Consider the following 25,088-nt stretch of genomic DNA (forward strand, 5'->3'; position numbering starts at 1 on the left):
GCATAAAACCCCTTCCATACCGTGCCGCTCGCGGCGTAGACGGATCGGACGCGGCCCGGTCGCGCCCGCTCAGAACGACCGCTCGGCGACGCCCGTATAGATGCGGTAACAGCGGTCGAGGACGTCGATCCCGACGCTCTCGGTATCGGTGTGCGCCTCGCCCGGCTCGGAAGCCCCGCAGACGAGGGGGTCGGTGCCCGCCTCGGCGAGCCAGCCCGCGTCGGTCGCGTGCGGCTTGACGACGTGTTCCGGCGCGTCAAGCCCCAGGTCGTCGTGGACGTCCCGGGCGACCGCGAGCGTCGCCTCCGCGAACGCGTCGTCGCCGCAGGCCATCGGCGGGAGGTCCTGCTCGATCTCCCACTCGACGCCCGGGACCGCCTCGGCGGCGCGGGCGAGGTCGGCGCGGTCGCCCGGCACCGTTCGCTCGTCGATCGTCACCTCGCAGCGCTCCGGGATCACGTTCCACGTCTCGCCGCCCTCGACGATCGTGACCGCGAGCGACCCGGCCACGGACTCGCCGAAGACGGTCGCCGCCGGGGCGTCGAGGTCGCGGACGACGTCGATCGCGTCGCTAGCGCGGTAGATCGCGTTCTCGCCGCGCTCGGGCTCGGAGGCGTGCGCCGCGGTCCCGTGCGCGACGAGCGTCGACGCCCGCCGGCCCTTATGCGCGACGACCACGTCGGTGACGCCCGGCTTCGAGTAGTCCGTCGACCCCTCGGCGACGACCGCGCGGTCGGGGGCGAACCCCGCCTCGATCGCGTGGCGCGCGCCGGTCCCGCCGACCTCCTCGCCGACGAACGAGGCGACCGCCAGCTCGCGGCCGACCGGTGGCTCGGCGTCCCGGAACGCGAGCATGCAGGCCGCCACCGCACCCTTCATGTCGGCCGCGCCGCGGCCGTAAATTCGGCCGTCGCGGCGCTCGACGACGTACTCGCCCGCGTTCCCCTCCCCGGCCGTCTGGCGCTCGGCCGGCGGGACCACGTCGTGGTGGCCGACGAAGGCGAGGGTGTCGGCGTCGGGATCGTCGGTTGAACCTTTATAAGCGATCACGTTACCGACCGCGTCGCGCTCGACCCGCGCGTCGGTCTCCGCGCGGAGCCACTCCTCGATCGCGTCGCCGGCGTCGGTCTCGTCCTCGTGGGAGGGGATGGCGACCAGCTCTTCGGTCAGATCCGCGAGTTCGTCCATGTGCGTGTCTGGGCGGTCACCGAATTAAATCGCGGTGGTGAGCAGACGGTACGGGTTCTCATCACGGGTCATCGTGGGGGCGGTCGGCGCGCGCCTGCGAGGCCGCCTCGCGGCCGAGCAGCGCGTGCGAGGGACGCCGCGAGCGATAAGGGCGACCGAAGGGAGCCCTAAGCGAGCGGCGAGGTTGGGGAGGCGTGAGGTGCGGGACGGGGAGGGACTCAAAGGGGCAGTCGCGAGGGCGAAGCACGGCGCAGCAAGTACCGCAGCGAGTGAGCGAAGCGAACGAGCGAGGAACGCAGCAAGCCGCGCGAGCCGTCGCGACTGGGGCTTTGGAGGTGTTTACCGTCCATCCGGCGTCGGAGTCTTATAAATAAGCGTCTAGTTCGCCACCACCACACACGTCCGAGCGCGCGTCATTAATACGTCTCCGAGCCCTTGTGACGAGTATATGTCCGATCAGCTCGAAACCGCGACGCTCGGCGGCGGGTGCTTCTGGTGTACCGAGGCGGCCCTCGAACAGCTCGCCGGCGTCGAGTCGGTCACCTCCGGCTACGCGGGCGGCCACGTCGACGATCCCACGTACAAACAGGTCTGCTCCGGCAACACCGGCCACGCCGAGGTCGTGCAGGTCGAGTTCGACCCGGATGTCATCGCCTACGACGAGGTGCTGGAGGCGTTCTTTGAGATCCACGACCCCACCCAGCTCAACCGCCAGGGGCCCGACGTGGGGAGCCAGTACCGGTCGATCGTCCTCTACCACGGCGAGGCCCAGCGCGAGGCCGCCGCGGCCTACATCGAGGCGCTCGACGAGGAGTACGACGACGACGTGGTGACGGAGCTGGAGCGACTGGAGACGTTCTACCGCGCCGAGGAACACCACCAGGACTACTTCGCGAAGAACCCGGACGACGCCTACTGCACCTTCCACGCCAAGCCGAAGATGGAGAAGGTGCGCGAGAAGTTCGAGGCGAAGGTCGCGAAGTAGGGCGTTAACGATTTTTCAGGACCTGTTAGGCCTCGAACTCGCTAATAATCAGGTGCTGCCAGCGATACGGTGACCACCTCCAAAGCCCCAGCCGCTCGCTTATAATCGCTAACTGACGGATCGCCGGCGAACACCTCCAAAGCCCCAGCCGCGAGGGGCGCGCACGCTCGCTGCGCTCCTCAGTCGGTCGCTTCGCTCCCTCCTTGCGGTGCTTGGCGTCGCCTCCGCGCCCCTCGCGGCTGCCCCTTTGAGTCCCACCCCGCACAGCACCCCCCTGCACAGCACCGCCCCGCACCTCACGCCTCCCCAGCCTCGTCGGTGGTCCTTCGCTTCGCTCCGGACCACCGACTCCCTCGCGCGGCGCTACTCGGCCGCAAGGCGGCCTCGCAGGCACGCGCCGACCGCCCCGTTTGTTTATAAGCAATAATCGCCCGCTCCGCCGCCGTTCCCGAAGACGTTCGCCCGGCAACCCTCCGCCGGAACGGTAGACCTTTGCCGCCGCCGGTGTGAGCGAGCGTATGGTCTCGCTGGGACTGGTGGTGGCGCGGTTCAACGACTCCGTCACGGAGCCGATGGCCGAGGCCGCCCGCGAGGCGGCCGCCGACCGCGACGCCGTCATCGTCGACGAAGTGAGCGTGCCGGGGGCGTACGACAGCCCGCTGGCCGCCGACCGGCTCGCGCGTCGCGACGACGTCGACGCCGTGGCGGTCGTCGGCGCCATCGTCACCGGCGACACCGACCACGACCACGTCATCGCGAGCGCGACCGCCGAACAGCTCACGCGCGTGAGCCTCGACCGCGACACCCCCGTCACGTTCGGCGTGAGCGGCCCCGGGATGTCCGGCGCGGAGGCGCGCGAGCGGATCGACAAGGGCGGGGAGGCGGCCGAGGCCGCGATCGACCTCGCGGAGGAGCTCGAATGAGCCCCGCACCCGACACACGGACCACACGACAATGAGTGACGCATACGACTTCTCAGAGCGGATCGGACGCGTAGAGCCCAGCGCGACGCTGGCGATATCGAACCTGGCGGCGGAGAAGGAGGCCGAGGGCGCCGACATCGTCGACCTCTCGGTCGGCGAGCCCGACTTCGACACGCCCGAGAACATCGTCGAGGCCGGCAAGGACGCCCTCGACGCGGGCCACACCGGGTACACCTCCTCGAACGGGATCCCCGAGCTGAAGGAGGCCATCGCGGCGAAGCTCCGCGGCACCGGCGTCGACGCCGACGCCGACGAGGTGATCGTCACCCCCGGCGGCAAGCAGGCGCTGTACGAGACGTTCCAAACGCTGATCGGCGAGGGCGACGAGGTCGTCCTCCTCGATCCGGCGTGGGTCTCCTACGAGGCGATGGCGAAGCTCGCCGGCGCGGACCTCTCCCGCGTCGACCTGTCGCCCCACGGGTTCCAGCTGGAGCCCGCCCTCGACGACCTCGCCGAGACGGTCTCGGACGACACCGAGCTGCTCGTCGTCAACTCCCCCTCGAACCCGACGGGCGCGGTGTTCTCCGAGACCGCGCTGGAGGGGGTCCGCGACCTCGCGGTCGAGCACGACATCGCCGTCATCTCCGACGAGATCTACGAGCGCATCGTCTACGACGCCGAGCACGTCTCGCTCGCGAGCCTCGACGGGATGGCCGACCGCACGGTCACGATCAACGGCTTCTCGAAGGCGTTCTCGATGACCGGCTGGCGGCTCGGCTACCTCCACGCGACCGAGGAGTTCGTCGGGCAGGCCGGGAAGCTCCACTCGCACTCCGTCTCCTGCGCGGTCAACTTCGTCCAGCACGCGGGCGTCGAGGCGCTGGAGAACACCGACGAGTCCGTCGAGGAGATGCGGCGGGCGTTCGCCGACCGCCGCGACCTCCTCGTCGACCTGTTCGACGAGCACGGGGTCGACGTCGACGTCGGCGACGGCGCCTTCTACATGATGCTCCCCGTCGACGACGACGACCAGGCGTGGTGCGAGGCCGCCATCGAGGAGGCGTCCGTCGCGTGCGTCCCGGGCAGCGCGTTCAACGCCCCCGGCCACGCTCGGATCTCCTACGCCGCGAGCGAGGAGCGCCTGCGCGAGGCCGTCGACCGGCTCGTCTCGAACGACCTCTTATAAACGCGGGCGGTTTCGCGGCCGGTCTTTCGGCCGAGTTGGCAGCCCATCTCTCGACCGATCGACGGTCCCGCTCCAGTCGTGAGCGCGGATCCGCCGATAGCGGGAATCTGCGGTGCGTTTTTATCGCTGTTCCGCGAAGTTTCAACTGGGTGGTACGATGTATGATCAGATACTGTACCCGACGGACGGGAGCACCGGGTCGGAAGCGGCGGCAGCGCACGTGGCGGCACTCGCGTCGGCGTTCGACGCGACCGTCCACGTCCTGCACGTCATCGACATCCGCGGGGGCGGGCTCGGCCTGAGTGGGGCCTTCCTCGAGGAGGAGGGCCAAGCGATGAGCGGGCGGTCGCCCGACGAGGGGTACATCGGGAGGCACGAGGAGGGCCCCGACCCGGACGAGATCGAGGACGAGCTCACCGCGCAGGCGGAGGAGCTCGTCGAGGCCTCGGCCGGATCGCTCGACGGGATCGACCTGACGACCGCCGTCGAGATGGGGACGCCGCACTCGGAGATCCTCCGATACGCCGACGAGAACGACATCGACCTCGTGGTGATGGGGACCCACGGTCGGACCGGCGTCGAGCGTTACCTGCTCGGCAGCGTCACTGAGAAGGTGGTGCGGCTCGCGGACCCGCCGGTGGTGACGGTCCGCGTCGACGAGGGCGAGTGACGCTGCAAGCCGACGGAGCCCGGCGCTCCCCTCGAAACCGCGGAGGGGGCGCCGACCGCAGCTCATTTTCGCGACGCGGTCCAACCGACGGGCATGGACGAGTCCCTGCGCGAGGAGCTGCTCGAACGCGTCAACAGCCGCACTGCGACGATCGGGGCGTCAGTCCCCGACACGGTCACCATCGACGGCGCCGAGCTCGACCTCTCCGAGTTCATCGTCGAGACGCGCGCCATCGAGACGGTCCCGCCCGCGGTGGACCGGAAGCTGGCGTCGGTGAAAGCGACCCTCCGCGAGGAGCGCCGGCGGCGACTGGACAGGCTTGAGGGGGCTGTGGACGCGGGCGAGGCAGGCAACGGCGGCGCGAGCCAAACGGGCGACGCGAACCGCGCGGCGGTCCCCGACGCCCTCGACCGCGAGGCCGCCGAGCGACTCGCCGACGAGATCATCGGCATCGACCGCGCGCTGAACGCCTTGGAAACCATCCGGCACCCCGACTTCGCCGACGAGCACCGATCCGCCACGCTCGACGGGCACGAGCGCTGGCTGGCGTTCGTCGATGAGGTGCAGTGAGCCGCGGCACGGTCCGCGGTGTGGTGAGGATCGAGGGGCGCTCGGTACGGGCCCGATGCGACGTTCCGAAACCCTTACTCCCGGTCCGAGACACCTCGACGTATGAGCGATACGTCCGAGTCGACGGGTGACGCGGGTGCGGACGAGGCGGGCGACGCCGACGCGTCCGCCGGATCCGACGCCGCCACCGTCGACGCCGAGGAAGTCCGTCACGTCGCCGACTTGGCCCGGGTGCGCCTCGCCGACGACGAGGTCGATGAGTTCGCCGACCAGTTCGGCGACATCCTCGACTACTTCGAGGCCCTCGACGAGGTTCCCGAGACCGAGCGCGAGGAGGAGCTCGTCAACGTGATGCGCCCCGACGAGGTCGAGTCGGGACTCACCCAGGCGGAGGCGCTGTCGAACGCCGAGGAGACGGAGGACGGCTACTTCGTCGGGCCGAAGGTGTCGTAGATGGCGGCCGACCACAACGCCTTCATCACGGAGGCGACGATCGAGGGCGACGCCGACGCCGAGGGCCCCCTCGCGGGGGCGACGGTCGCGGTCAAGGACAACATCTCCACCGAGGGGATCCGGACGACCTGCGGCTCCGAGATGCTCGCCGACTACGTCCCGCCCTACTCCGCGACGGTCGTCGATCGGCTCACGGAGGCGGGCGCGACGGTCGTCGGGAAAGCGAACATGGACGAGTTCGGGATGGGGACGACGACGGAGACCTCGGCGTTCGGGCCGACTCGGAACCCGGTCGACCCCGAGCGCGTCCCGGGCGGTTCCTCCGGCGGCTCGGCGGCCGCGGTCGCCGCGGGCGAGGCCGACCTCGCGCTCGGCTCGGACACGGGCGGGTCGGTGCGCTGTCCGGCGGCGTTCTGCGGCGTCGTCGGCATCAAGCCGACGTACGGGCTCGTCTCGCGGTACGGCCTCGTCGCGTACGCGAACTCCTTAGAGCAGATCGGGCCGATCGCGGAAACCGTCGAGGAGGCGGCCGCCGCGCTCGACGCCATCGCGGGCCCGGACCCGCACGACGGGACCACCCGCGACCTGAGCGAGGTCGAGGGCGCCGACCCCGACGCGAGCTACGCCGCGGCCGCCGACGGCGACGTCGACGGGCTCACCGTCGGGATCCCGACGGAGCTGTTCGACGGCGCCGACGAGCGCGTCGTCGAGACGGTCGAGGCCGCGATCGCGGACCTGGAGGATCAGGGGGCGGAGACGACGGAGATCTCGCTGCCGTCGGTCGAGCACGCGGTGCAGGCGTACTACGTGATCGCCATGGCGGAGGCCTCCTCGAACCTCGCGCGGTTCGACGGCGTCCGGTACGGGAACCGCGCCGAGTCGGACGGCAACTGGAACGAGTCGTTCGCGGAGACGCGCGAGGAGGGGTTCGGCGCGGAGGTCAAACGCCGGATCCTGCTCGGGACGTACGCGCTCTCGGCTGGCTACCACGACAAGTACTACGAGAAGGCGCAGGACGCCCGCGCGTGGGTCCGGCAGGACTTCGAGGCGGCGTTCGCGGACGTCGACGTGATCGCGTCGCCGACGATGCCGGTGCTCCCCTTCGAGCTCGGCGAGAGCCTCGACGACCCGCTCCGGATGTACCTCGCGGACGCGAACACGACCCCGGTCAACCTCGCGAACCTCCCGGCGATCTCGGTGCCCGCCGGCGAGGCCGAGGGGCTCCCGGTCGGGCTCCAGCTCGTCGGGCCGAAGTTCGGCGAGGAGAGGGTGATCCGCGCAGCGAGCGCCGTCGAAGACGCCAGCTGAGGGCCGTTTCCGCTCGTTTTTAATCCGCGTAAAACCGCCTTGAGCGTCTCGGCCGGTTATGTGCCTCGCACCCCTCGTCCCGAGCGCACCATGACCGAAACCGAATCGACGGCGACGGACGCGTTCGATCGCGACGCCGTTCGCTCCGCCAGTCGGGTCGCCATCGCGGCGCTCGCGCTGGTGGGTGTGTTGTACCTGTTCACGCTCCTACCGGGCGTCGATCGCCTGGTCCCGCTGACGCCGGTCACCTTCGCCGCGGTCGCCAGCGCGGTGGTGACGGCCGCGGTCGTGGCCCTCCTCCTGTTCGCCGCGCCGAAGGTCGCCTCGCTGACGCGCGCCGCCCTCCACCGGACCGACGCCGCGGCGCACGTGGAGCGCGTCGTCGAGAACGCCGGCGCGATGGCCTACTGGCTCGTCGTGCTCGCGGCCGTGCTGGTCGCCCACCGCGGGCTCGCCGGCGCGGTCGTCCCCCTGATCGGCGGCTTCGCGTGGGCGTACGACGCCGCGTTCCTGATCGCGGCGTTCGTCCCGCTCGTCTTCGTCGTGGCGCGGCTGACCGTGACCGTCGACCCGCTCTCGGAGCTCGTCGCCGATCGCGTGACGGGCGCCGAATCGACGGGAGACTCGGGCACCGACGCCGACGCGGCCGAGTCCGAGACGCCCGCGACCGACGGCGAGTCCGGTGGGTCCAGCGAGTCCGGCGAGTCAGCCCCCGGGATCGATGCCGCCGACTCCCAGGGCCACTCGATCGAGGAGCGATGGGGCGTCGACGACGAGTTCGGGGAGACGGCCGATAGCGGCTCGGACGACGAGTCGTCGAGCTCCTGAGGCGGACTGGGGTGGCCCCTCGAATCGGGCCGAACGGCCAAACTGCCCAGAACCGCTCTATTCCGGGCGAACCGGTCGGTAAGACCGCCGGCTCCCTCCCGGGTCGCGATCCGGAACGTCCATACCCGCCCCGGTGAACGGAGACGTATGGCGCTGACCGACGAGGAGCGGAACCGGCTCGCCGACATCGTTCGCCTCCAGCCGACGAAGAACGGCGAGCTGCAGGACGCGTGGGAGCTCGACAGCGGCAGCGAGGTGCACCAGTACCTGCAGAACCACCTCAAGGAGTACTACTACCGCGACGACGACAGCCTGATCCGGTCGACGGCCGAGGCGAACGACCTCGTCGACGTCGAGCCCGGGATCGAGGCCGACGCGGTCGCGAAGGGCGGCGCGCCCGACACGATCCGCGTCTCGGAGCTGGTGGCGCAGGTGTTCGAGGTGGTGGCCGGGCCGGACGAGCGGTCGCAGTCGGTCGTCAGCGTGCTCAACGCCGTCCGCGAGGCGTTCGACGTCGACCCCGAGGTCGACGAGGTGCGGCGCGCGCTCCGGACCCTCGAACGCAAGAACGTCGTCGAGGTCGTCTACCGGACCGTCCCGACGTTCAAGCTCGCCGTCGAACGCGACGAGATCACGGTCGAAGTGAGCGAATAACCGTTTGTCTGCGGTTTACATTTATAAACAGTCGACGGTGGACGAGTCATACACGTCTCCAAAGCCCCAGCCGCTCGTTTATAAATAATTGATTCTGGACCGACGGAGAACACCTCCAAAGCCCCAGCCGCGAGGCGCTTCGCGCCTCTGGCAGCCGGCGGCGGAGCCGCCGGCGACTGCCCCTTTGAGTCCCGCCCCGCACAGCACCGCACCTCACGCCTCCCCAGCCTCGCCGCGGCCGCCGCCGGCGGCCGCGGGCTCCCTCGTGCGGTCTGCTCGCGCCCTATCGGGCGCTCGCAGGCGCACGCCACCGTATTCCATTTATAAATAGTCGTAGCCAGCCGCTGTCACATCCCCATGTCGGCGGCGGCGTCGGGGACCGGGAGGTCGCGGACGGCGACGCCGAGCAGCTCCGCGGCGTGGTCCAGCGCCATGTCGAACCCGTAGTACCGCTCCAGCTCGTCGCCGGTCGGCCCCGGTCGGACCTTCAGCATCGCGTAGCCGTCGACGTTCTGGGCGACCGTGGCCTCGGCGCCGTCGGCGGAGAACGTGAGCAACCGTTCGCCGCCCGCCTCCTCGTAGCGCGCGGCGATCCCGTTCGCTTCCGCTCCGGTGGACTCGGCCTCGGTCCCTTCCGAGTCGCCCTCCCCGTCGGCCGTCGTGTCGCTCATACATCGGATACGGGCCGGCCCCTGTCGTATCTGTCGGTCGGTGAGGTCGGCGTCCCGGGGGAGCGGGGCCGCGATCTACCGCGGGTCCCAGCCGTGGAACTCGCTGCCGGCCTCCAGCTCGAGGTCGAAGGCCTCGATCATCCCGCCGAGGCCGGCGTACCCCTGCGCGAGCGCGGCGATCCCGACGACCGTCTCGTCGTCGTAGCGGGCGGCGATCTCGTCGTGGACGACGGCGTCGACCTCACGACGGACGATCGCGGTCGCGTACTCGACCAGCGTCGTCTCGTCGTCGTCGAGGGCGGACAGGTCCCCGGTGCCGATCCCCGCGATGACCGCGTCGTCGATCCCGACGCCGCGGGCGATGTTGACGTGCTGGTGCCACTCGTAGCGGTTCCGCGTCTCGCTCGCGGCGGCGAGGATCACGAGCTCGCGGTCGCGGTCGGAGAGGCCGCTGTCGGTCCACAGCGAGCCGAGGAACGAGCGCAGCCCGGCGAGCACCTCGGGGTTGTTGCCGAGGGACCGGTAGACGTGGAGGGGCTTCCCCTGCAGCGACGACTCCAGCAGCTCCTCGTACTCCTCGGGCACGTCCGACGCGTCGACGTATGGAACGCGGGCCATGCGTGGGGCTCGTCGCCGGTTGCCATAGCTGTGGGTGTCGCGGACGGCCCCGCCGGATCGTTCCGGGATGGTAAGGTTAAGGGACGCGACGCGCCTATCGCGTGTAATGAGTACCGAGGTGTCCCGACGACGGGCGTGGCTTATCGCCGCGCGGCCGCAGACGCTGCCCGCGGCGGCCGCGCCGGTGATCGTCGGCGTCGGCCTCGCGCTCCGGACGGGCGCGTTCGCCCCGCTGCCGGCGCTCGCCGCGTTCGTCGGGGCGGCGCTGATCCAGGTCGGCACCAACTTCGCGAACGACTACTACGACGCGATCCAAGGGGCCGACACGGACGACCGCGAGGGGTTCACCCGCGTCGTCGCCAGCGGCCTCATCGAGCCGGCCGAGGTGAAGCGGGCGATGTGGCTGACGTTCGCGGCCGCGATCCTCGTGGGCACCTACCTCGTCTACGTCGGCGGCGTCCCGATCCTCCTTATCGGGCTCGCGTCCGTCGCCGCGGGAATCGCCTACACCGGCGGGCCGTACCCCCTCGGCTACCACGGGCTCGGCGACCTGTTCGTCTTCGTCTTCTTCGGCGTGATCGCCGTCACCGGGACCTACTACGTGCAGGCGGCCGCCCTGGTCGGCGAGGCGTTCCCGCTGTGGCTCCCCGCGGGGACCGTCACCCTCGCGGCCGTCGTCGCCAGCCTCCCGATCGCCGCGCTCTCGACGAACATCCTCGTCGTCAACAACGTCCGCGACCTCGAAGAGGACGCGGCGACCGGGAAGCGCACCCTCGCGGTCCGGTTCGGCTACGGGTTCTCCCGCGCGCAGTACGTCGGTCTACTCGCGCTCGCCTACCTCGCCCCCTTCTGGTTCCTCGCCCGCGGAGACGGCCTCGCGGTGCTTTCCCCGCTCGTCACGCTCCCGCTCGCGGTCGCCGTCGCGCGCACCGTGCTGACCGAGACGTCGGGCGACGCGCTCAACCCCGCGCTGGAATCGACCGGCAAGCTCCTCGCGGCGTACGCGGTCGCGTTCGCCGTCGGCCTCGCGCTGTGAGGATGCGGCTCCGCCCCTTCTCCGTCGGTCTGACGGCGCCGCTCGCGACCGCCCGCGGCGAGATCACTGAGCGAGAGGGGATCCTCGTGGAGGTCGGCCCGGACGACGACGGAGCCTCAGCCACCGGGGTCGGCGAGGCCACCCCGCTCCCCGGCTGGACCGAATCGCGGTCAGCGTGCGAGTCGGCCCTGCGCGGGGTTCGGGACGAGGACGGGTGCCTCGTCGACGGCGCGCTCGACCGCCTCGACCGCGAGACGCCCGCCGCGCGCCACGGACTCGCGCTCGCGCTCGCTGACGCCGCGGCGCGCGGGGAAGGACTCTCGCTCGCCGAGCGTCTCGCGGCCGAGCGCGACCTCCCGACGCCGGCGGAGTCGGCCCCGGTCAACGCGACGGTCGGCGACGCAGACCCCGAAACGACCGCCGCCGCGGCGGCGCGGGCCGTCGACGCCGGATTCGACTGTTTAAAAATAAAAGTCGGCGCCCGCTCGCTCGACGCCGACGTCGAACGACTCCGCGCGGTCCGCGACGCGGTCGGCAGCGAGGTCGCGCTCCGAGCCGACGCGAACGGGGCATGGAACCCGTCGACCGCGCGCGAGGCGCTCGACCGGCTCGCGCCGCTGGACCTCGCCTACGTCGAGCAGCCGCTCCCCGCGGACGACCTCGACGGCGCGGCGGCCCTCCGGGACCGGCGAAACGACCCGACCGACGCCAGTGGGGATCCCACACTCCCGATCGCGCTCGACGAGTCGCTGTCGCGCTACGGTCTCGACGCCCTCCTCGACGCCGACGCGGCCGACGTCGTCGTCCTGAAGCCGATGGCGCTCGGGGGACCGGACCGCGCGCTGGCGGCCGCCTCGGCAGCGCGAGCGGCGGGCGTCGAGCCCGTGATCACCACCACGATCGACGCCGTCGTCGCGCGGACCGCCGCGGTCCACGTCGCGGCCGCGATCCCCGACGTCGCCCCCTGCGGACTCGCCACGGCCGCGCTGCTCGACGACGACCTCGCCCCGGACCCGTGTCCGGTCGCGGACGGGGCGATATCGGTGCCGGACGGTCCCGGACTCGCCGGCGACGCGTTCGACGGGCTCTTGTAAGCAACGGGGCCGATTCGCCGTCGGATCGACTACCGCTGGACGACCTCGACCGTTCCCTCCATGTCCCGCGTCTGGTGGGGCGTGCAGACGTACTCGTAGGTCCCCGCCGTCTCGAACTCGTGCTCGAAGGCGTGCCCCTCCGCGGCGGCGAGGCCGGACTCGAAGGCGCCGCCCCTGTCGACGACGTTGTGGCTGCCGCCCACGCCGGTCCACTCCCAGGCGACCGTGGTCCCGACGTCCACCCGGATAGCCGCGGGCGCGAAGGAGAAGCCGCCGTCCGCGCCGACCGCGACCGCGACGGTCTCCTCGCCGGTTCGGTCGACCGTCTCCGTCTCGCCGCCGTCGTCGCCCGGGATGAGCACACCGGCACAGCCCGCGATCCCGGCGAGCGAGGCGGCACCGGCGACCGAGAGCAGCTGACGTCGCGTTCGCGCGTTCATGCCGGAACGACGGTCCGGACGGTATAAAACGATCCGAGGGCGGCGGAGGTGGGCGAGCGAGCGTGACGGACGAGGGCGACGACCGAGCGCGACGAGCGAGTCGACGAGGGAAAGGGGCTTGTACGGCCGCGACCGAACTGAGCGGTATGAGCGAGTGGACAGACGCGATCGTCGGCGAGCGCATGACCGTCGACAACCAGTTCACGGACCGAGTATCGGCCTCGCGGTTCTCCAGCCAGGAGTGGGGCCTGATCATGACGGCGACGGAGTTCGAGATCGAGAACCCCGCCGACCCCGACGAGGCCCGCCTCGTCGCCGACACCTCCAGCCTCCCGGCGATCATGCCGGAGCTCGAGAACGTCCGGTCACAGGTCGCCGCGATGGGCGGCGCGGGAGGGCAGGGCGACGGCGGTAGCTCCGGCGGCGGGCTCGTCGACTCGATCAAGGGCGCGCTCGGACTCGGCGGCGGCGACGACGGCGGCGTCGACGACGAGGAGCTCGAAGCCGCCGAGCGCCTCGTTCAGGAGTACGCGGACGAACTGCAGGCGCACCTCGAGGACAACGGTCGCTGGGAACAGGTCAGGCTCGCGTATCGGGAATAAACGGTCGGACGCGGTCGACGGTCCCCCGGTCGCTAATCCATGTCGCCGCCGTGGAAGAGCGTCAGCTCCTCGGCCTCGTAGATGCTTATCAGCTCGCTGACGATCTCGTCGTACTCCTCGTCTTCGACGCGGAGCGAGTCGAGCCGCTCGACCGTCTCCTCGTCGAGGTGGATCTGAGGCATACGCGCAGATTCGTCGGCTATGTTATAAAAAGCCTCGGTGGATTTCGCCGACGGAAGATCCAACCCCCGACTCACTCCTGGCGATGTCGCCTCGGTTGACCGTCCGGCCCCGCGATTTCGTTCGCGTCGTCCGCGAGGTGGCGCCGGGCCATCCGTTCTATGTCCGCTTCGGTGAGGCCGTCGCTCGGAAGCAGCAGGCGACCGTTGAGGCGGACAATCGAGTCGGCCTGATCGAGGATCGTGACGAGCCTTGAGCAGTCGAGAACGGGACCGTCCGTCCGCGTTGTTCCGACCAGTTCGCTCAGGGGATCAAACTCCTCGAACAGCTGTTTCTGCTCCTGTCCGAGCCGAACCGACAGCGAGAGGACGGACCCGCGTTCGACGTGATGTGAGATCGGTGACTCTGATCGCACCAGGTTCATCTGCGTCGCCAACGCGGCGTTCGAAGCCAGCGAGACGCCGGGGTCCCCGACGAGGCGAATCCGATTCTCGTCGGCGAGATCGGAGAGCCAAACGCTCGCGCTCGTCGACGCCCCCATCGCCAGCAGGGCCACGGCCGACCTGAGCCTCGTGGACGACAACGATTCCCCGGCAACGATCGACCCCACGCCGCCGTTTTCGACGACTCTGAGGCCTTCCCGCACGTCGTCGGTCCCCTCGAAGATCGCCAGCGCCGGCGCGTCCTCGAGGTCGTCGAGCGCCACCGTCCCGTCGGTCGCGACGACGCCCCCGTCTCCGACCGGAAGCCCGCAGTACGCCACGTCGACGACGGGGTCGGAGAGCGCCGTCGCGACGGTGTCCGCGTCCGGTCGATCGAGGACCTCCCACTCGCCGACGCCTTCGGGGACCGCCGGCTCTGCGAGGGCGCGCCGAACCGCGTCGGCGCGCGCCGCCGAGTCGACCATCGCGACGACGCGGATCTCGCCGCGAGCGGTGGTCTCTCGCGAGAGTCGGTTCTCGTAGCCCGCGGGCGTCAACACCGACGTGCCCGCGGGGAGCGGGTCGTCGTCGGGGTCGGGGGACCCGTCCGACGGAGCGAACCACGGCGACGTCGCGAGCGCAGCCGGCGCCGCCGGGTCCGCTGGCTCCGCCGCGCCGCGCACCCGCACCGGCGCCAGCACGTGCGCGAGGTGGGGAAGCAGCTCGGCGCCGGCGGGATCCGGTCGGAGCACCGCCTCGGTCGGCCAGTCGGGGGCGTAGGGAGCGACCGTCGCCGGGTCGACTTCGAGGTACTCCATCAGCCGCTCGCTCATCGAGCGGTCTGCGAGCTTCGGGGGGTAGAAGGGGAGCTCCGGGCCGACCCGCTCGTACTCGTACCGGTCCGAGGGGACGTACCCCTCGGTCCGGGCGAGCGTGTCGAGGAAGAACCACGTCCGGAGCAGCTCCTCGGCGCGCGCCTCGAGCGCGGCCCCCTCGGTCGGCAGCGACTCGACGTAGCCGTTGTCGAGCCGTATCGCGGGCGCGTCGCCGACGGTCATCCCCGCGCCGAGGTAGTACGAGAGCGTCGAGAGCCGATAGACGTCCGCGTACTCGGGTCGGACGACCACCTCGACGCCGGTGTCGGGCCGAGTCAGCGGGCTCGGGACGTCGAGCTCGTCGCCGCGCTCGATCAGCGGCGGGTAGCCGCGGAGCGTCGGCCACGAGCGCTCGGGGGAGAACTCCTTGATCGACGAGCCGAGCACAGAGACCGCCTCGGCCAGCGCGGCCGGGTCGTCGGGGACCGTGATCGTCGCCTCCGGTCTGGTGTGGAGCGACCGTGCGCCGACCGTGACGGTCGCCGGCCGGTCGAACTCGATGTCGACCGCCCCGCCGTCGTTCATGCCGGTCGTCGAGACCGCCACGTCGGGCGCGCGAACCAGCGCCTTGGTCACGCCGGTGACGTCGAAACAGTACGACCCCCGGGGGAGCTCCGTCGGCTCGCTGAGCTGCGCGACGAACTCGCCGTCGATTCTGCGGACACTCACCACAGAGTAGTCGGGGACCGAGATCGACTCCGCCTCGAAGCTGACCGCCTCGTCGACCGGAAAGGGGAACAGCTCCGGAAGCGCGGGCCGCGGTTCGGGTTCGCGGTCCAGCACGAGCCGGAGTTCTTCGCCCTCCAGCGCGTCGCGGACGCGGAGGGTCTCGCCGTCGACCTCGAAGCCCACTCGCCCGCCGAACGACTCGTCTCTCACTGTCGTTTGATGCATCTCCAACAGTTATGAGGGTGTCGGAAAATCTCGCCTTTCGGAGTCTCTCTCCCGTTACAACCGGATTTTTCACCGTCTCGTGGTAACAGCTGTGACGGCACAGTCTTAACAGCTTCCGGACGCGACACGACGGTATGGACGAGGCCGCGGCGTCCGGACGTGACGAGACCGTGGCGTCCGCCCTCGCCGAGGCGTTCCCGGGGCGGAGCGTCGGCCGGCTCGCCGACGTGGGACCGTCGTGGAACGGCGCCAACGAGACCGTCGGCGTCGTCTTCGCCGACGGCGGCCGGGCGTTCTGTAAGGTGGCGGTCGACGCCGACGGCACCCGGATCGCCCGCGAGCTGGCGGTGCTGCGGTACGTGGCGGCCGAGCGACCCGTCGCCGTCCCGGCGGTGCTCGCCGCCGACCCCGACGGCGACCCGCCGTATCTCGTCACGGGACCCGCTCCCGGCCGCGAGCTCCTCGGCGTGTGGGAGGAGCTCGGCGGTGAGCCGGGCGGAGACGGGGACGCCCGACGGGAGGCGCTCCTCCGCCGCGTCGGCGCGACGCTCGCGACCCTCCACGCCGAGCGGTTCGAGACGCACGGCGACATCGTCGGGAGCGACGCGCCAGGTGAGCTCGACCTCGACCGCGCGCCGTGGCCCGACGTGCTCTTGAAAACCGTCGAGCGCACCCGCGAGATCGGCACCTCCGGGCGGCTCGCCGACCACTACGACGCCGTCGTCGACTGCGTGGAGGCGAACCGCGACCGCCTCCGCGACGCTCCCGCCGCGCTCCTCCACGGCGACGTCGCGATGCCGAACCTGTTCGTCCGCGAGGGAGACGGACCGGAGGGTGTGGCCCCGATCGACTGGGAGCTCGCCCACGTCGGCGACCCCGCCCGCGACCTCGTCCGGGCGGAGGACCAGCTCCTCAACGGGTTCGACGAGCGCGGCCCGGAGCGGTACGCGGCGGCGCTGTACGCGGGGTACCGCGAGCGCGCCGGCGGGCTCCCGGAGGGGTTCGCGGCCCGCCGTCCGATATACGAGGTCGTCCGGATGCTCGGCCGCTCGGGGTTCATCGACCAGTGGACGACCTACCTCGACGAGCCGCTGGCCGACCTCGTCGACAGGGCGGAGGCGGAGATGGCGGCGCGGTTGGAGGCGGTCTGAGAGGCGCGGTCGGAGGCGGTCTGAGAGGCGCGGTCGGTTTCCGGGGGACGCCCGTCAGCGGTTCCACGCCGCGTCGTCGGGGTCGATCCGCCTGTCGCCCGGCTCCAGCGCGTCGACCTCCTCGAGGACGGAGGGGTCGATATCGGCGTCGGCGGCCCGGAGGTTCTCGGCGACGTGGTCGCCCGTCGCCTTCGGGATCGGCGTCACGCCGCGGGCGAGCGCCCACCCGAGCGCGAGGACCGCCGGCGAGAGATCGTTGCGCTCGGCGACGCCTTTGAACTCGTCGTCGTCGAACAGGTCCCCGCGCGCCAGCGGCGAGTAGCCGACGAGCCGGTGGTCGAACTCCTCGGCGAGCTCGCGGAGCTCGCTCTGTTGAAAGCGCGGGTGGCACTCCACCTGGTGAGCGGCGATCGGCGCGTCGAGCGTCTCGCGGGCCTCGCGGAGCAGCTCGGGCGTGAAGTTCGAGACGCCGACGTGGTCGGTGAGCCCCGCGTCGCGAAGCTCGTCGAAGACCGGGAGCGTCGCGGCGGCGTCGTACGCCCGGATCGGCCAGTGGACGTACAGCAGGTCGACGCGGTCGAGTCCGAGCCGGTCGAGGCTCTCGCGGGCCGTCTCGCGGACGTCCTCGGGCGCGAGGTTCTCCGGGTGGACCTTCGTGGCGACGACGACGTCGTCGCGGTCGACGTCGGCGGCGGCGATCCCCTCGCCGACCGCCGCCTCGTTGTCGTACATCTGCGCGGTGTCGACGTGGCGGTAGCCGGCCTCCAAGGCGGCGGTCACCGTGGCGGCGCACTCCGCGGGGTCGTCGAGGCCGGAGGTGCCGAGTCCGAGCGGCAGTTCCAGTGGCGGCATGCCGCCCGATTCCGCCCCCGAATTTAAAAGGGCGCGCTCACCGGAACGGATCGCGGGGTTCCGCCCGCATACTGCGGGAAGCCCCGGCAACGGGCGCGTGTCCGGTGTTTTTCATCGGCTTGGAAACCGCTCGGCGTTATATCACCGGTGGCTGACATACGTTCCCTCATGACCAACGGGATCCACGTCGAATTAGCGATGTCGGCCTGCGACGGCTGTCCCGTGGCCGCGCTCTCGTCGAGCACCCCGGTGGAGGAGATGCGAGTCGACTCGGGAGAGGACCGCGTCGAGTTCGTCGCCGCCGACCCGCCCGCCGACCCGCCGACGGGCCTCGATCTCGTCGAGTTCGGCGGCCGGGCGCACGGGCGCTACGAGATCGCCTGCGAACGCCCCGACGCCGACGAGATCCGCGGGATAACCGACGCGGCCACCGACGGCGGCGTGGCCGTTTGGCCGCCGGGCGGCGACGCGGTCGTCGAAGCGGCGCCGGACGCCGAGTCGGAGACCGACGGCCCCGGTCCCTCGCCAGCGACCGAGGGCGAGGGTGTGTGCGCGGGGTGTACGTGCGGCGGGCTCCCGGCGGCGTTCGCGAACTTCCCGGTCTCGCCGCGGCGGACCGAGATGGTCGACGGCGAGATCCAGGTCTCGTTCGTCCTGAGCGGCCACGAGGAGCTGCGGGCGATCGTCGACGAGTGCGAGGCGTCCGGGCTCGACGTGGAGCTCCGTCGGCTCTGCGTCGACCGCGGCAGCAGCGACGAGGACGACTGCTGTCCCGATGTGGTCCCCGTCGACCTCGCCGGCATGACGGACCGCCAGGTCGAGATCGCGAGGGTCGCCGCCGAGAAGGGATACTTCGAGGCCGGCGGCGCCTCGGCCGCCGACGTCGCGGCCGAGTTCGACCTCGCGAAGTCGACCGTCTCCGAACATCTCCGCGCGGTGACGACTTCGCTCTTTTCGCAGCTGTTCGGGAACGGAGACCGTATTTAAACCCCCGAACAGTTCGCCGGCAGGTACCCGGGCGGTTCGACCGTACTGATCAGTAGCGGGGTCGAACCGATCGCTTCGGCTCCGACCGCCCATGACCCAGTGGACACAGCTCGGACCGCGGGAACGCGAGCTTCTCGCCGTCCTGCGGCGCGCCGACGACACCCTCGCGGCCCGCGACCTACACGACGCGGTCACGCGCCGCGGCGACGACGTCGCGTACACGACGGTGAAGCGGACCGTCGACCGCCTCGTCGAAAAGGGGCTCGTCGAACGGGAGACCGAGTCCCACCGCGGGGCGACCCGGCACCGCTACCGGTTCGACGCCGAGGCCGCCCGACGACGACTGATCCCGGAGTTCGTCGCCGAACTCCGCGCCGTTCTCGGCGATCGAGCGATCGAGCGGATCGCGGTCCGAACAGCGCGTGACGACGACATCGACGAACGCTCATGACACGACACACTCAGCAGCCGGCGAACGAGGAGGAACCAGACGAACAGCAGAACGAATCGCCGGACGGGTTCGATTCGCTGCTCCCCGGACTCCGCCGACGGGACTTCATGAAGGCCGGGGCCGCGGTCGGCGGCCTCAGCGGGCTCGCCGGCTGTACCAGCCTGCTCAGCGACGAGGGCGACGGGACTGTCTCGGCCGCCCCCGGTCACTCGGTCCCGCCGGGCGAGATGGACGAGTACTACGCGTTCCTCGGCGGCGGTCAGTCCGGCGACGTCCGCGTCGTCGGGCTCCCGTCCATGCGCGAGCTCATCCGTATCCCGGTGTTCCAGCGGGACAGCGGGCGCGGCTACGGGCACGACGACGAGAGCCGCGAGATGCTCGAGGAGGCCGGCGGCTACACCTGGGGCGACACGCACCACCCGCGGATCAGCCAGACCGACGGCGACTACGACGGCCGGTTCGCGTACGTCAACGACAAGGCGAACGGCCGGATGGCCCGGATCGACCTGACGTATTTCGAGACCGACGCCATCGTCGACATCCCGAACCAGCAGGGGACGCACGGGTCCTGCGCGCAGCTGCCCGACACGGACCTCATCTTCGGCGTCGGCGAGTTCCGCACGCCGATCCCCAACGACGGGACGGGCGACTTACACGACCCCGACGAGTACGGCGCCGTCCTCGCCGCGATCGAACCCGAGTCGATGAACGTCGAGTGGGAGGTCCTCGTCGACGGCAACATGGACAACGGGGACGGGAGCAAGGAGGGGCGGTACTTCTTCACCACGGGCTACAACAGCGAGGGCGCCGTCACCGAGAAGGGGATGACCCGGTCGGACCGCGACAACGTCAAAGCGTTCGACATCCCGCGGATCGAGGCGGCCGTCGAGGCGGGCGACTACGAGATGATAAACGAGGTCCCCGTCGTGGACGGCCGAAAGGACAGCCCGCTCAACCAGGGCGACGACCCGGTCGTCCACTACATCCCGACGCCGAAGAGCCCGCACGGGATCAGCGTCACGCCGGATAACAAGTACGCGATCGCGAGCGGGAAGCTCGACCCGACCGCGTCGGTCATCCAGATCGACAAGATCGACGAGGTCGACGATCCGACCGACGCCATCGTCGGCCAGCCGAAGCTCGGGCTCGGTCCGCTCCACACCGCCTACGACGGCCGCGGGCACGCGTACACGTCGCTGTTCATCGATTCGCAGGTTGTCAAGTGGGACATCGAGAAGGCCGTCGAGGCCGATGCACGGTCCGAGAGCCCCGTCATCGAGAAGATCGACGTCCACTACAACCCCGGTCACCTGATCGCCTCGGAGTCGTACACGGAGGACCCGGCCGGCGACTGGCTCATCTCGCTCAACAAGCTGTCGAAAGACCGGTTCCTGCCGGTCGGCCCGCAGCACCCCGAGAACGACCAGCTGATCTACATCGGCGACGACGAGGCCGGGATGGAACACGTGAAGGACTCGCCCGCACACGCGGAGCCGCACGACGCGTCGATCTGTCACCGCTCGAAGCTCGACCCCGCGAAGACGTACGACCCCGACGACCTCGAACTCGAGTACACCGACGAGGGCGAGGAGTCGATGGAGCGGGTCGCCGACGACCGCGTCGAGATCGAGATGTACTCGACGCGGAACCACTACGGGTTCCAGGAGATGACCGTCACGGAGGGCGACACCGTCGAGATGCAGGTGACGAACATCGAGACGACGAGCGACATGCTCCACTCGGTGGCGATCCCCGACCACGACGTCCACATGCGCGTCGCCCCGCAGGAGACGCGGAAGGTGACGTTCACCGCCGACGAGCCGGGCGTCTACTGGGTCTACTGCGCGCACTTCTGCAGCGCGCTGCACCTGGAGATGCGCTCGCGGCTCATCGTCGAGCCGGAGGAATAACGCCATGTCATCGTCGCTCACGCGGTTGACCGAGATCCGACGCGCGCTGCCGTTAGCTGCCGCGGTGCTGCTCGTCGGCGCGCTGCTGGTCCCGATGTGGCGGATCACGCTCACGGCGCCGCAGTATCCCGGCCAGGAGCTGCTCATCGAGCTGTACGCGTATCCGCGTCTGGGCGGCGACTTCGCCGAGGTACAGGGGCTCAACAAGTACGCCGGGTTCCACTACCCCGACCCGGTGTACATCGAGCCGAACTACGACGTCAGCGAGGCGGCGATAGACGTCCCCGAGTGGCTGCTCGGTCCGGTCGTGTTCGCGGGGCTCGCCTTCACCGGCGCCTTCGTCGCGTTCGCGCCGACGGTCCGCAAGCTCAAAGCCGGACTCACCGCGCAGCTCGTCGGGACGATCGCCGTCTTCGTCGGCATGTTCGCGTTCATCCAGTACCGGCTCTACCAGGCCGGTCACTCGCTGGACCCGAACGCGCCGCTCCGCGGCATCGAATCGTTCACGCCGCCGCTTCTGGGCCCCTACGCGGTGGCCAACATCAGCGGCTTCGCGTGGTTCGGACCGGGCGGCTACATGACCCTCATCGCGGTCGCGCTGCTCGCCGTCGCGTACCTCGCGCGGGACCTCGACGCGACGGTCGACGAGCTCCCGGAACTGGCCCGCGCGTTCCCCGGAGCGATCCGCGACCGCGACGAGGAACCGAGCGATGAGTCCGAGCGGGACCGAGACGCCGACCGGAACCCGGAGATCGGTGGTGGCGACCATGTCAGGTGACCGGTTCGGCCTGTCGGTCGGCCGGCTCGAAACCGGCTTCCTCGTGGCCGCCTGCGTCGTCGCCGTGATCGCGCTCGCGCTCCCGCTCGCCGCGGGTGCGACCGGGGCGCCCGGCAGCGCGGCCGCCGCCGCCGACGGATACACGAACGCCGTCGGAGCCGGAATCCCGGCGAACGACTCCAGCGCCTCCGGTCTCGACGTCGCGACAGACGTCGCGGCGACCGAGGTGACCGCGCCCGAGCGCGACGGGACCGCCGCCGTCGGCGGCGAGTCGTTCGCGTCGGCGCAGGCGGCGGTCGACGCCGCTGATCCGGGCGACACCGTCGTCCTCGACGGCCGGTTCGAGGAGCGCGTGAACGCGAGCGTCGACGACCTCGAGATCGTCGCGAGCGAGGACGGCGCCGTGATCGACGGCGGCGGCGAGGGGCGCGTGCTCACGCTGAGCGGCGACAACGTCACCGTCTCCGGCGTCTGGATCCGCGGCTCGGGCAGCGACCTCGACACCGAGGACGCCGGGGTGTTCGTCGCCGGCGCGGACGCCCGGATCGAGACGGTCCGGATCACCGACACGGCCTACGGGATCTGGGTTGACGGGGTCGACGACGCCGTGATCGAAGACGTGCGTATCGACGGCCGCGAGGACGTCTACCCGGTGACCGACCGCGGGAACGGGATCCACCTGTTCGAGACGAGCGGGACCGTCGTCCGCGACAGCGAGATCACGGCCACTCGGGACGGGATCTACTTCTCGTGGGCGACGGACGTCCTCGCCGAGAACAACACGATTCGACACACCCGGTACGGCGTCCACTACATGTACTCGGACGACAACCGCCTCGTCGACAACGTCGCCGCCGACAACGGCGTCGGCTACGCCCTCATGGTGAGCGAGGGGCTGACGGTCCGGAACAACACCGCCCTGCGGAGCGAGGGCACCAGCGGCCACGGCATCCTCGCGAAGGACATCGAGGAGTCGACGATAGCCGGGAATCACCTCGTCGCCAACCGCGACGGGCTGTACATCTACAACGCACAGGACAACCGGATCCTCGACAACCTGTTGTACCGCAACGCGATCGGGATCCACAGCTCCGCCGGCAGCGAGAACGAGGTCGTCGCGGGCAACAGCCTCGTCCGCAACGACCGTGCGGTCCAGACGCCGCGAACCACGCTCGTGGAGTGGAACGACACCGACCGCGGCAACTACTGGTCGGGCGCCCGCGTCGCCGACCGCGACGGCGACGGGATAAGCGAGATCCGCCACCGCCCCGTCGGACTCGTCGAGAACATCGTCGCCGAGCGGCCGCAGGCGGCGGTGTTCGCGAACAGCCCGGCGTTCGAGGCGGTGCGGCTCGCCGAGAGCTCGTTCCCCGTCATCGAGGCGCCCGGCGTCGTCGACCGCCGCCCGCTCACCGAGCCGAACCACGACTGGCGCGCCTACGAACCGACCGAGACGGGGGAGACGGACGCGGACCGAGAGACCGACACGGAGGCCACATCATGAGAATCGACGCGAGCGACGTTCGGAAGGCGTACGGAGACGTGACCGCCCTCGACGGGCTCTCGCTCTCGATCCCGAGCGGGTCGACGTTCGGGATCCTGGGCACCAACGGGGCCGGGAAATCGACCCTGTTCCGACTGCTCGTGGGTCACGACCGCCCGGACGCGGGGACGGTCTCCGTCGGCGGGTCCGACGTGACCGAGGACGGGCGACGGATCCGCGAGCGCGTCGGCTACCTCCCCGAACACGTCGGATTCCCCGACGGGCTCACCGGGCGGGAGGTGCTCGCCGTCCACTCGGCGATCCGCGGGCTCCCGGGGGACGGACGGGTCGCTCGCGCCGTCGAGCGCGTCGGGCTGACCCCGGACGAGGCCGACCGCCGCGTCTCGGGCTACTCGAACGGGATGCAACGTCGACTCGGTCTGGCGACGGTGCTGCTTCCGGACCCCGACGTTCTGATACTGGACGAGCCGACCGCGGGGCTCGACCCCCGCGGCGTCGACGAGTTCCACGTCATCGTCGAGGAGATCACCGCCGAGACGGACGCGACGGTGGTCTTCTGCTCGCACGTTCTCCCCGAGGTCGAGCGGCTCTGTGACCGCGCGGCAGTGCTCCACGACGGTCGAGTGCGCGCGTCCGGCTCCATCGAGGAGCTCGCGGCCGACATCGGAGAATCGGGCGACGAGCCGACGGGCGAGCGCCGCGGTCAGCGCGGGCTCCGAGCGGTCTTCCGAGCGGCGGTCGCCGACGAGCAGGCGGGGGATTCGCGGGCCGACCGCGGGGAGGTGACGTCATGACCGAGACGGACTCCGCGGAGACGCGTTCGGACGCTCTCCACCCGGACGCGGCGGTGTTCAGCGCGGGGGACGAGGAGCCGACCGACGACGGCGAGACGCCCCCGTCTCCGTCGGCGACCTCCGGGGTGACCGAAAACCCGACCGTCGAGGGCGTTCGGGGCGCGCTCCGTCACGTCTTCGTCGTCGCCGTGACCGAGTACCGGCTCGCCGTCCGGAGCCGCTGGGCGCTCGCGCTGACCGGCCTGTTCGTCGTCTTCGGCGGGATGATGCTGACGTTCAGCGGCTCGGCGGTCGGGCCGGAGGGCGCCGAGCGCGTCGTGGCGTCCCTGACGAGCCTCGCCGCGTACCTGATCCCGCTCGCGGCGCTCGCGCTCGGGTACGACGCCGTCGTCGGCCGCGAGGACGAGGGATGGCTCGCGGTGATGTTCTCGCTGCCCGTCCGGCGCAGCGAGGTCGTCGCCGGGACGTACCTCGGTCGGCTGACGGTGCTCGCGGGCGCGACGGTGCTCGGGTTCGGGTTCAGCGGCGTGCTGATCGTCCGCGAGTTCGGGCTCGGCGAGTGGCCGTCCTTCCTCGGGTTCCTCGTCGGCGCCGTCGGCGCCGGCGCCGCGTTCCTGGCGATCGCGGTGCTGTTGTCGACCGTCGCCCGCGAGAAGACGCACGCGCTCGGCGCGGCCCTGCTCGTGTGGGTCTGGTTCGTCCTGGTCCACGACCTGATCGCGCTCGGCGTCGTCGCCGCGTTCGAGCTCCCCGACGCCGTCCTCTCCGCGCTCGTCTTCTCGAACCCGGTGAGCGCGTTCCGCGTGCTCGTGTTGAGCGGGCTCGGGACCACCGCTGGCGGCGGGTTCACCGCCGTCCTCGCCGGCAGCGGCCTCTCGACGGCGTCCCTCGCTGCCGCGTTGGCCGCGTGGTGTGTCGCCCCGATCGCCGTCGCGGCGCGACTCGTCCGCCGGCGTCGGCTCTGACCTCCGGCCCACACTCCACCGCCCGCCAGTTCTCCACCGCTCTCCCGCACTCCACCGCTCTCCCGTTCTCCACCGTCCCCTGTACTCCAATCCGAACCG

27 protein-coding genes are annotated in these 25,088 nt (G+C 70.8%); 20 read left to right on the forward strand and 7 right to left on the reverse strand.

Annotated features, from left to right (window positions below; genetic code table 11):
* Positions 1–69 precede the first annotated feature (69 nt).
* Positions 70–1,188 (reverse strand): M20 family metallopeptidase, encoded by a 1,119-nt coding sequence (locus tag B4V06_RS06585; RefSeq protein WP_498168503.1) that lies wholly within the window; start codon positions 1,186–1,188, stop codon positions 70–72.
* 448 nt (positions 1,189–1,636) lie between these two features.
* On the opposite strand from B4V06_RS06585, the gene msrA reads away from it, so the two are divergent.
* The 9 genes from msrA (at position 1,637) to B4V06_RS06630 (ending at position 8,765) form a co-directional block, all read left to right on the forward strand.
* Positions 1,637–2,173 (forward strand): peptide-methionine (S)-S-oxide reductase MsrA, encoded by a 537-nt coding sequence (gene msrA / locus B4V06_RS06590; RefSeq protein ID WP_498168505.1) that lies wholly within the window; start codon positions 1,637–1,639, stop codon positions 2,171–2,173.
* 518 nt (positions 2,174–2,691) lie between these two features.
* A complete protein-coding gene (gene ribH, locus B4V06_RS06595) occupies positions 2,692–3,096 on the forward strand; it encodes a 6,7-dimethyl-8-ribityllumazine synthase (protein ID WP_498168508.1) in 405 nt (134 codons plus the stop codon).
* 31 nt (positions 3,097–3,127) lie between these two features.
* Positions 3,128–4,282 carry a pyridoxal phosphate-dependent aminotransferase gene (locus tag B4V06_RS06600; protein ID WP_498168510.1) on the forward strand — a complete coding sequence of 385 codons (1,155 nt, stop codon included), beginning with the start codon at positions 3,128–3,130 and terminating at the stop codon, positions 4,280–4,282.
* A gap of 157 nt (positions 4,283–4,439) precedes the next feature.
* On the forward strand, positions 4,440–4,952 hold the full coding sequence (locus tag B4V06_RS06605) for a universal stress protein (RefSeq protein WP_123114698.1): 513 nt from the start codon (positions 4,440–4,442) through the stop codon (positions 4,950–4,952).
* Between the two features lie 93 nt (positions 4,953–5,045).
* The gene (locus tag B4V06_RS06610) at positions 5,046–5,522 is read left to right on the forward strand and encodes a DUF5788 family protein (RefSeq protein WP_123114699.1); all 477 of its coding nucleotides are present in this window, start codon (positions 5,046–5,048) and stop codon (positions 5,520–5,522) included.
* A 102-nt stretch (positions 5,523–5,624) separates the two neighbouring features.
* Positions 5,625–5,975 (forward strand): Asp-tRNA(Asn)/Glu-tRNA(Gln) amidotransferase subunit GatC, encoded by a 351-nt coding sequence (gene gatC, locus B4V06_RS06615; protein WP_123114700.1) that lies wholly within the window; start codon positions 5,625–5,627, stop codon positions 5,973–5,975.
* Positions 5,976–7,283: an Asp-tRNA(Asn)/Glu-tRNA(Gln) amidotransferase subunit GatA gene (gene gatA, locus B4V06_RS06620; RefSeq protein WP_498168514.1), complete on the forward strand. Its 1,308-nt coding sequence runs from the start codon at positions 5,976–5,978 to the stop codon at positions 7,281–7,283.
* A gap of 90 nt (positions 7,284–7,373) precedes the next feature.
* Positions 7,374–8,111 carry a hypothetical protein gene (locus B4V06_RS06625; RefSeq protein ID WP_498168517.1) on the forward strand — a complete coding sequence of 246 codons (738 nt, stop codon included), beginning with the start codon at positions 7,374–7,376 and terminating at the stop codon, positions 8,109–8,111.
* Between the two features lie 147 nt (positions 8,112–8,258).
* Entirely contained in the window at positions 8,259–8,765 is a 507-nt protein-coding gene (locus tag B4V06_RS06630) for a DUF5797 family protein (RefSeq protein ID WP_498168520.1), read from the forward strand.
* A 347-nt stretch (positions 8,766–9,112) separates the two neighbouring features.
* Here the strand turns inward: B4V06_RS06630 and B4V06_RS06635 are convergent, their stop codons facing one another.
* Both B4V06_RS06635 and B4V06_RS06640 read right to left on the reverse strand, forming a co-directional pair.
* Positions 9,113–9,436 (reverse strand): DUF7111 family protein, encoded by a 324-nt coding sequence (locus tag B4V06_RS06635; protein WP_123114704.1) that lies wholly within the window; start codon positions 9,434–9,436, stop codon positions 9,113–9,115.
* 75 nt (positions 9,437–9,511) lie between these two features.
* Positions 9,512–10,054, reverse strand: a complete 543-nt coding sequence (locus B4V06_RS06640; RefSeq protein WP_123114705.1) for a carboxymuconolactone decarboxylase family protein — start codon at positions 10,052–10,054, stop codon at positions 9,512–9,514.
* 106 nt (positions 10,055–10,160) lie between these two features.
* On the opposite strand from B4V06_RS06640, the gene B4V06_RS06645 reads away from it, so the two are divergent.
* Both B4V06_RS06645 and B4V06_RS06650 read left to right on the forward strand, forming a co-directional pair.
* Positions 10,161–11,090 (forward strand): 1,4-dihydroxy-2-naphthoate polyprenyltransferase, encoded by a 930-nt coding sequence (locus B4V06_RS06645; protein WP_123114706.1) that lies wholly within the window; start codon positions 10,161–10,163, stop codon positions 11,088–11,090.
* A gap of 2 nt (positions 11,091–11,092) precedes the next feature.
* Positions 11,093–12,184: a mandelate racemase/muconate lactonizing enzyme family protein gene (locus B4V06_RS06650; protein WP_123114707.1), complete on the forward strand. Its 1,092-nt coding sequence runs from the start codon at positions 11,093–11,095 to the stop codon at positions 12,182–12,184.
* A 29-nt stretch (positions 12,185–12,213) separates the two neighbouring features.
* On the opposite strand, the gene B4V06_RS06655 is transcribed toward B4V06_RS06650, so the two are convergent.
* Entirely contained in the window at positions 12,214–12,624 is a 411-nt protein-coding gene (locus tag B4V06_RS06655) for a halocyanin domain-containing protein (protein ID WP_498168526.1), read from the reverse strand.
* A gap of 146 nt (positions 12,625–12,770) precedes the next feature.
* On the opposite strand from B4V06_RS06655, the gene B4V06_RS06660 reads away from it, so the two are divergent.
* Positions 12,771–13,226, forward strand: a complete 456-nt coding sequence (locus B4V06_RS06660; protein ID WP_123114709.1) for a DUF5799 family protein — start codon at positions 12,771–12,773, stop codon at positions 13,224–13,226.
* Between the two features lie 32 nt (positions 13,227–13,258).
* Here the strand turns inward: B4V06_RS06660 and B4V06_RS06665 are convergent, their stop codons facing one another.
* A complete protein-coding gene (locus B4V06_RS06665) occupies positions 13,259–13,408 on the reverse strand; it encodes a DUF7557 family protein (protein ID WP_176329312.1) in 150 nt (49 codons plus the stop codon).
* Positions 13,409–13,479: 71 nt separating this feature from the next.
* Positions 13,480–15,582: a hypothetical protein gene (locus B4V06_RS06670; protein ID WP_498168661.1), complete on the reverse strand. Its 2,103-nt coding sequence runs from the start codon at positions 15,580–15,582 to the stop codon at positions 13,480–13,482.
* A gap of 149 nt (positions 15,583–15,731) precedes the next feature.
* Here B4V06_RS06670 and B4V06_RS06675 point away from each other — a divergent pair, with 149 nt between their 5' ends.
* On the forward strand, positions 15,732–16,748 hold the full coding sequence (locus tag B4V06_RS06675) for a phosphotransferase family protein (protein WP_498168529.1): 1,017 nt from the start codon (positions 15,732–15,734) through the stop codon (positions 16,746–16,748).
* A 54-nt stretch (positions 16,749–16,802) separates the two neighbouring features.
* On the opposite strand, the gene B4V06_RS06680 is transcribed toward B4V06_RS06675, so the two are convergent.
* The gene (locus tag B4V06_RS06680; protein ID WP_498168531.1) at positions 16,803–17,600 is read right to left on the reverse strand and encodes an aldo/keto reductase; all 798 of its coding nucleotides are present in this window, start codon (positions 17,598–17,600) and stop codon (positions 16,803–16,805) included.
* Between the two features lie 168 nt (positions 17,601–17,768).
* Here B4V06_RS06680 and B4V06_RS06685 point away from each other — a divergent pair, with 168 nt between their 5' ends.
* From B4V06_RS06685 to B4V06_RS06715, 7 genes are all read left to right on the forward strand, one after another.
* Positions 17,769–18,587: a helix-turn-helix domain-containing protein gene (locus B4V06_RS06685; RefSeq protein ID WP_498168533.1), complete on the forward strand. Its 819-nt coding sequence runs from the start codon at positions 17,769–17,771 to the stop codon at positions 18,585–18,587.
* 91 nt (positions 18,588–18,678) lie between these two features.
* Entirely contained in the window at positions 18,679–19,038 is a 360-nt protein-coding gene (locus B4V06_RS06690) for a BlaI/MecI/CopY family transcriptional regulator (RefSeq protein WP_123114714.1), read from the forward strand.
* Complete coding sequence (gene nosZ / locus B4V06_RS06695; RefSeq protein WP_123114715.1) at positions 19,035–20,948, forward strand: TAT-dependent nitrous-oxide reductase; 1,914 nt, start codon at positions 19,035–19,037, stop codon at positions 20,946–20,948. The genes B4V06_RS06690 and nosZ overlap by 4 nt, the downstream gene beginning before the upstream one ends.
* Positions 20,949–20,952: 4 nt before the next feature.
* Positions 20,953–21,726 carry a hypothetical protein gene (locus tag B4V06_RS06700; protein WP_498168536.1) on the forward strand — a complete coding sequence of 258 codons (774 nt, stop codon included), beginning with the start codon at positions 20,953–20,955 and terminating at the stop codon, positions 21,724–21,726.
* Positions 21,716–23,230 carry a nitrous oxide reductase family maturation protein NosD gene (nosD, locus tag B4V06_RS06705; protein WP_498168538.1) on the forward strand — a complete coding sequence of 505 codons (1,515 nt, stop codon included), beginning with the start codon at positions 21,716–21,718 and terminating at the stop codon, positions 23,228–23,230. Before B4V06_RS06700 ends, nosD begins: the two co-directional genes overlap by 11 nt.
* Positions 23,227–24,024: an ABC transporter ATP-binding protein gene (locus B4V06_RS06710; protein WP_498168541.1), complete on the forward strand. Its 798-nt coding sequence runs from the start codon at positions 23,227–23,229 to the stop codon at positions 24,022–24,024. Before nosD ends, B4V06_RS06710 begins: the two co-directional genes overlap by 4 nt.
* Positions 24,021–24,989 carry an ABC transporter permease gene (locus tag B4V06_RS06715; protein ID WP_123114718.1) on the forward strand — a complete coding sequence of 323 codons (969 nt, stop codon included), beginning with the start codon at positions 24,021–24,023 and terminating at the stop codon, positions 24,987–24,989. The genes B4V06_RS06710 and B4V06_RS06715 overlap by 4 nt, the downstream gene beginning before the upstream one ends.
* Positions 24,990–25,088: the final 99 nt, after the last annotated feature.

It is taken from the genome of Halorubrum sp. B53, assembly GCF_059752395.1.

Excerpts from the sequence above, each read along its gene's own strand:
- B4V06_RS06585 (WP_498168503.1), bottom strand. The coding sequence starts at position 1,188 with ATGGACGAACTCGCGGATCTGACCGAAGAGCTGGTCGCCATCCCCTCC.
- msrA (WP_498168505.1), top strand. The coding sequence starts at position 1,637 with ATGTCCGATCAGCTCGAAACCGCGACGCTCGGCGGCGGGTGCTTCTGG.
- ribH (WP_498168508.1), top strand. The coding sequence starts at position 2,692 with ATGGTCTCGCTGGGACTGGTGGTGGCGCGGTTCAACGACTCCGTCACG.
- B4V06_RS06600 (WP_498168510.1), top strand. The coding sequence starts at position 3,128 with ATGAGTGACGCATACGACTTCTCAGAGCGGATCGGACGCGTAGAGCCC.
- B4V06_RS06605 (WP_123114698.1), top strand. The coding sequence starts at position 4,440 with ATGTATGATCAGATACTGTACCCGACGGACGGGAGCACCGGGTCGGAA.
- B4V06_RS06610 (WP_123114699.1), top strand. The coding sequence starts at position 5,046 with ATGGACGAGTCCCTGCGCGAGGAGCTGCTCGAACGCGTCAACAGCCGC.
- gatC (WP_123114700.1), top strand. The coding sequence starts at position 5,625 with ATGAGCGATACGTCCGAGTCGACGGGTGACGCGGGTGCGGACGAGGCG.
- gatA (WP_498168514.1), top strand. The coding sequence starts at position 5,976 with ATGGCGGCCGACCACAACGCCTTCATCACGGAGGCGACGATCGAGGGC.
- B4V06_RS06625 (WP_498168517.1), top strand. The coding sequence starts at position 7,374 with ATGACCGAAACCGAATCGACGGCGACGGACGCGTTCGATCGCGACGCC.
- B4V06_RS06630 (WP_498168520.1), top strand. The coding sequence starts at position 8,259 with ATGGCGCTGACCGACGAGGAGCGGAACCGGCTCGCCGACATCGTTCGC.
- B4V06_RS06635 (WP_123114704.1), bottom strand. The coding sequence starts at position 9,436 with ATGAGCGACACGACGGCCGACGGGGAGGGCGACTCGGAAGGGACCGAG.
- B4V06_RS06640 (WP_123114705.1), bottom strand. The coding sequence starts at position 10,054 with ATGGCCCGCGTTCCATACGTCGACGCGTCGGACGTGCCCGAGGAGTAC.
- B4V06_RS06645 (WP_123114706.1), top strand. The coding sequence starts at position 10,161 with ATGAGTACCGAGGTGTCCCGACGACGGGCGTGGCTTATCGCCGCGCGG.
- B4V06_RS06650 (WP_123114707.1), top strand. The coding sequence starts at position 11,093 with ATGCGGCTCCGCCCCTTCTCCGTCGGTCTGACGGCGCCGCTCGCGACC.
- B4V06_RS06655 (WP_498168526.1), bottom strand. The coding sequence starts at position 12,624 with ATGAACGCGCGAACGCGACGTCAGCTGCTCTCGGTCGCCGGTGCCGCC.
- B4V06_RS06660 (WP_123114709.1), top strand. The coding sequence starts at position 12,771 with ATGAGCGAGTGGACAGACGCGATCGTCGGCGAGCGCATGACCGTCGAC.
- B4V06_RS06665 (WP_176329312.1), bottom strand. The coding sequence starts at position 13,408 with ATGCCTCAGATCCACCTCGACGAGGAGACGGTCGAGCGGCTCGACTCG.
- B4V06_RS06675 (WP_498168529.1), top strand. The coding sequence starts at position 15,732 with ATGGACGAGGCCGCGGCGTCCGGACGTGACGAGACCGTGGCGTCCGCC.
- B4V06_RS06680 (WP_498168531.1), bottom strand. The coding sequence starts at position 17,600 with ATGCCGCCACTGGAACTGCCGCTCGGACTCGGCACCTCCGGCCTCGAC.
- B4V06_RS06685 (WP_498168533.1), top strand. The coding sequence starts at position 17,769 with ATGACCAACGGGATCCACGTCGAATTAGCGATGTCGGCCTGCGACGGC.
- B4V06_RS06690 (WP_123114714.1), top strand. The coding sequence starts at position 18,679 with ATGACCCAGTGGACACAGCTCGGACCGCGGGAACGCGAGCTTCTCGCC.
- nosZ (WP_123114715.1), top strand. The coding sequence starts at position 19,035 with ATGACACGACACACTCAGCAGCCGGCGAACGAGGAGGAACCAGACGAA.
- B4V06_RS06700 (WP_498168536.1), top strand. The coding sequence starts at position 20,953 with ATGTCATCGTCGCTCACGCGGTTGACCGAGATCCGACGCGCGCTGCCG.
- nosD (WP_498168538.1), top strand. The coding sequence starts at position 21,716 with ATGTCAGGTGACCGGTTCGGCCTGTCGGTCGGCCGGCTCGAAACCGGC.
- B4V06_RS06710 (WP_498168541.1), top strand. The coding sequence starts at position 23,227 with ATGAGAATCGACGCGAGCGACGTTCGGAAGGCGTACGGAGACGTGACC.
- B4V06_RS06715 (WP_123114718.1), top strand. The coding sequence starts at position 24,021 with ATGACCGAGACGGACTCCGCGGAGACGCGTTCGGACGCTCTCCACCCG.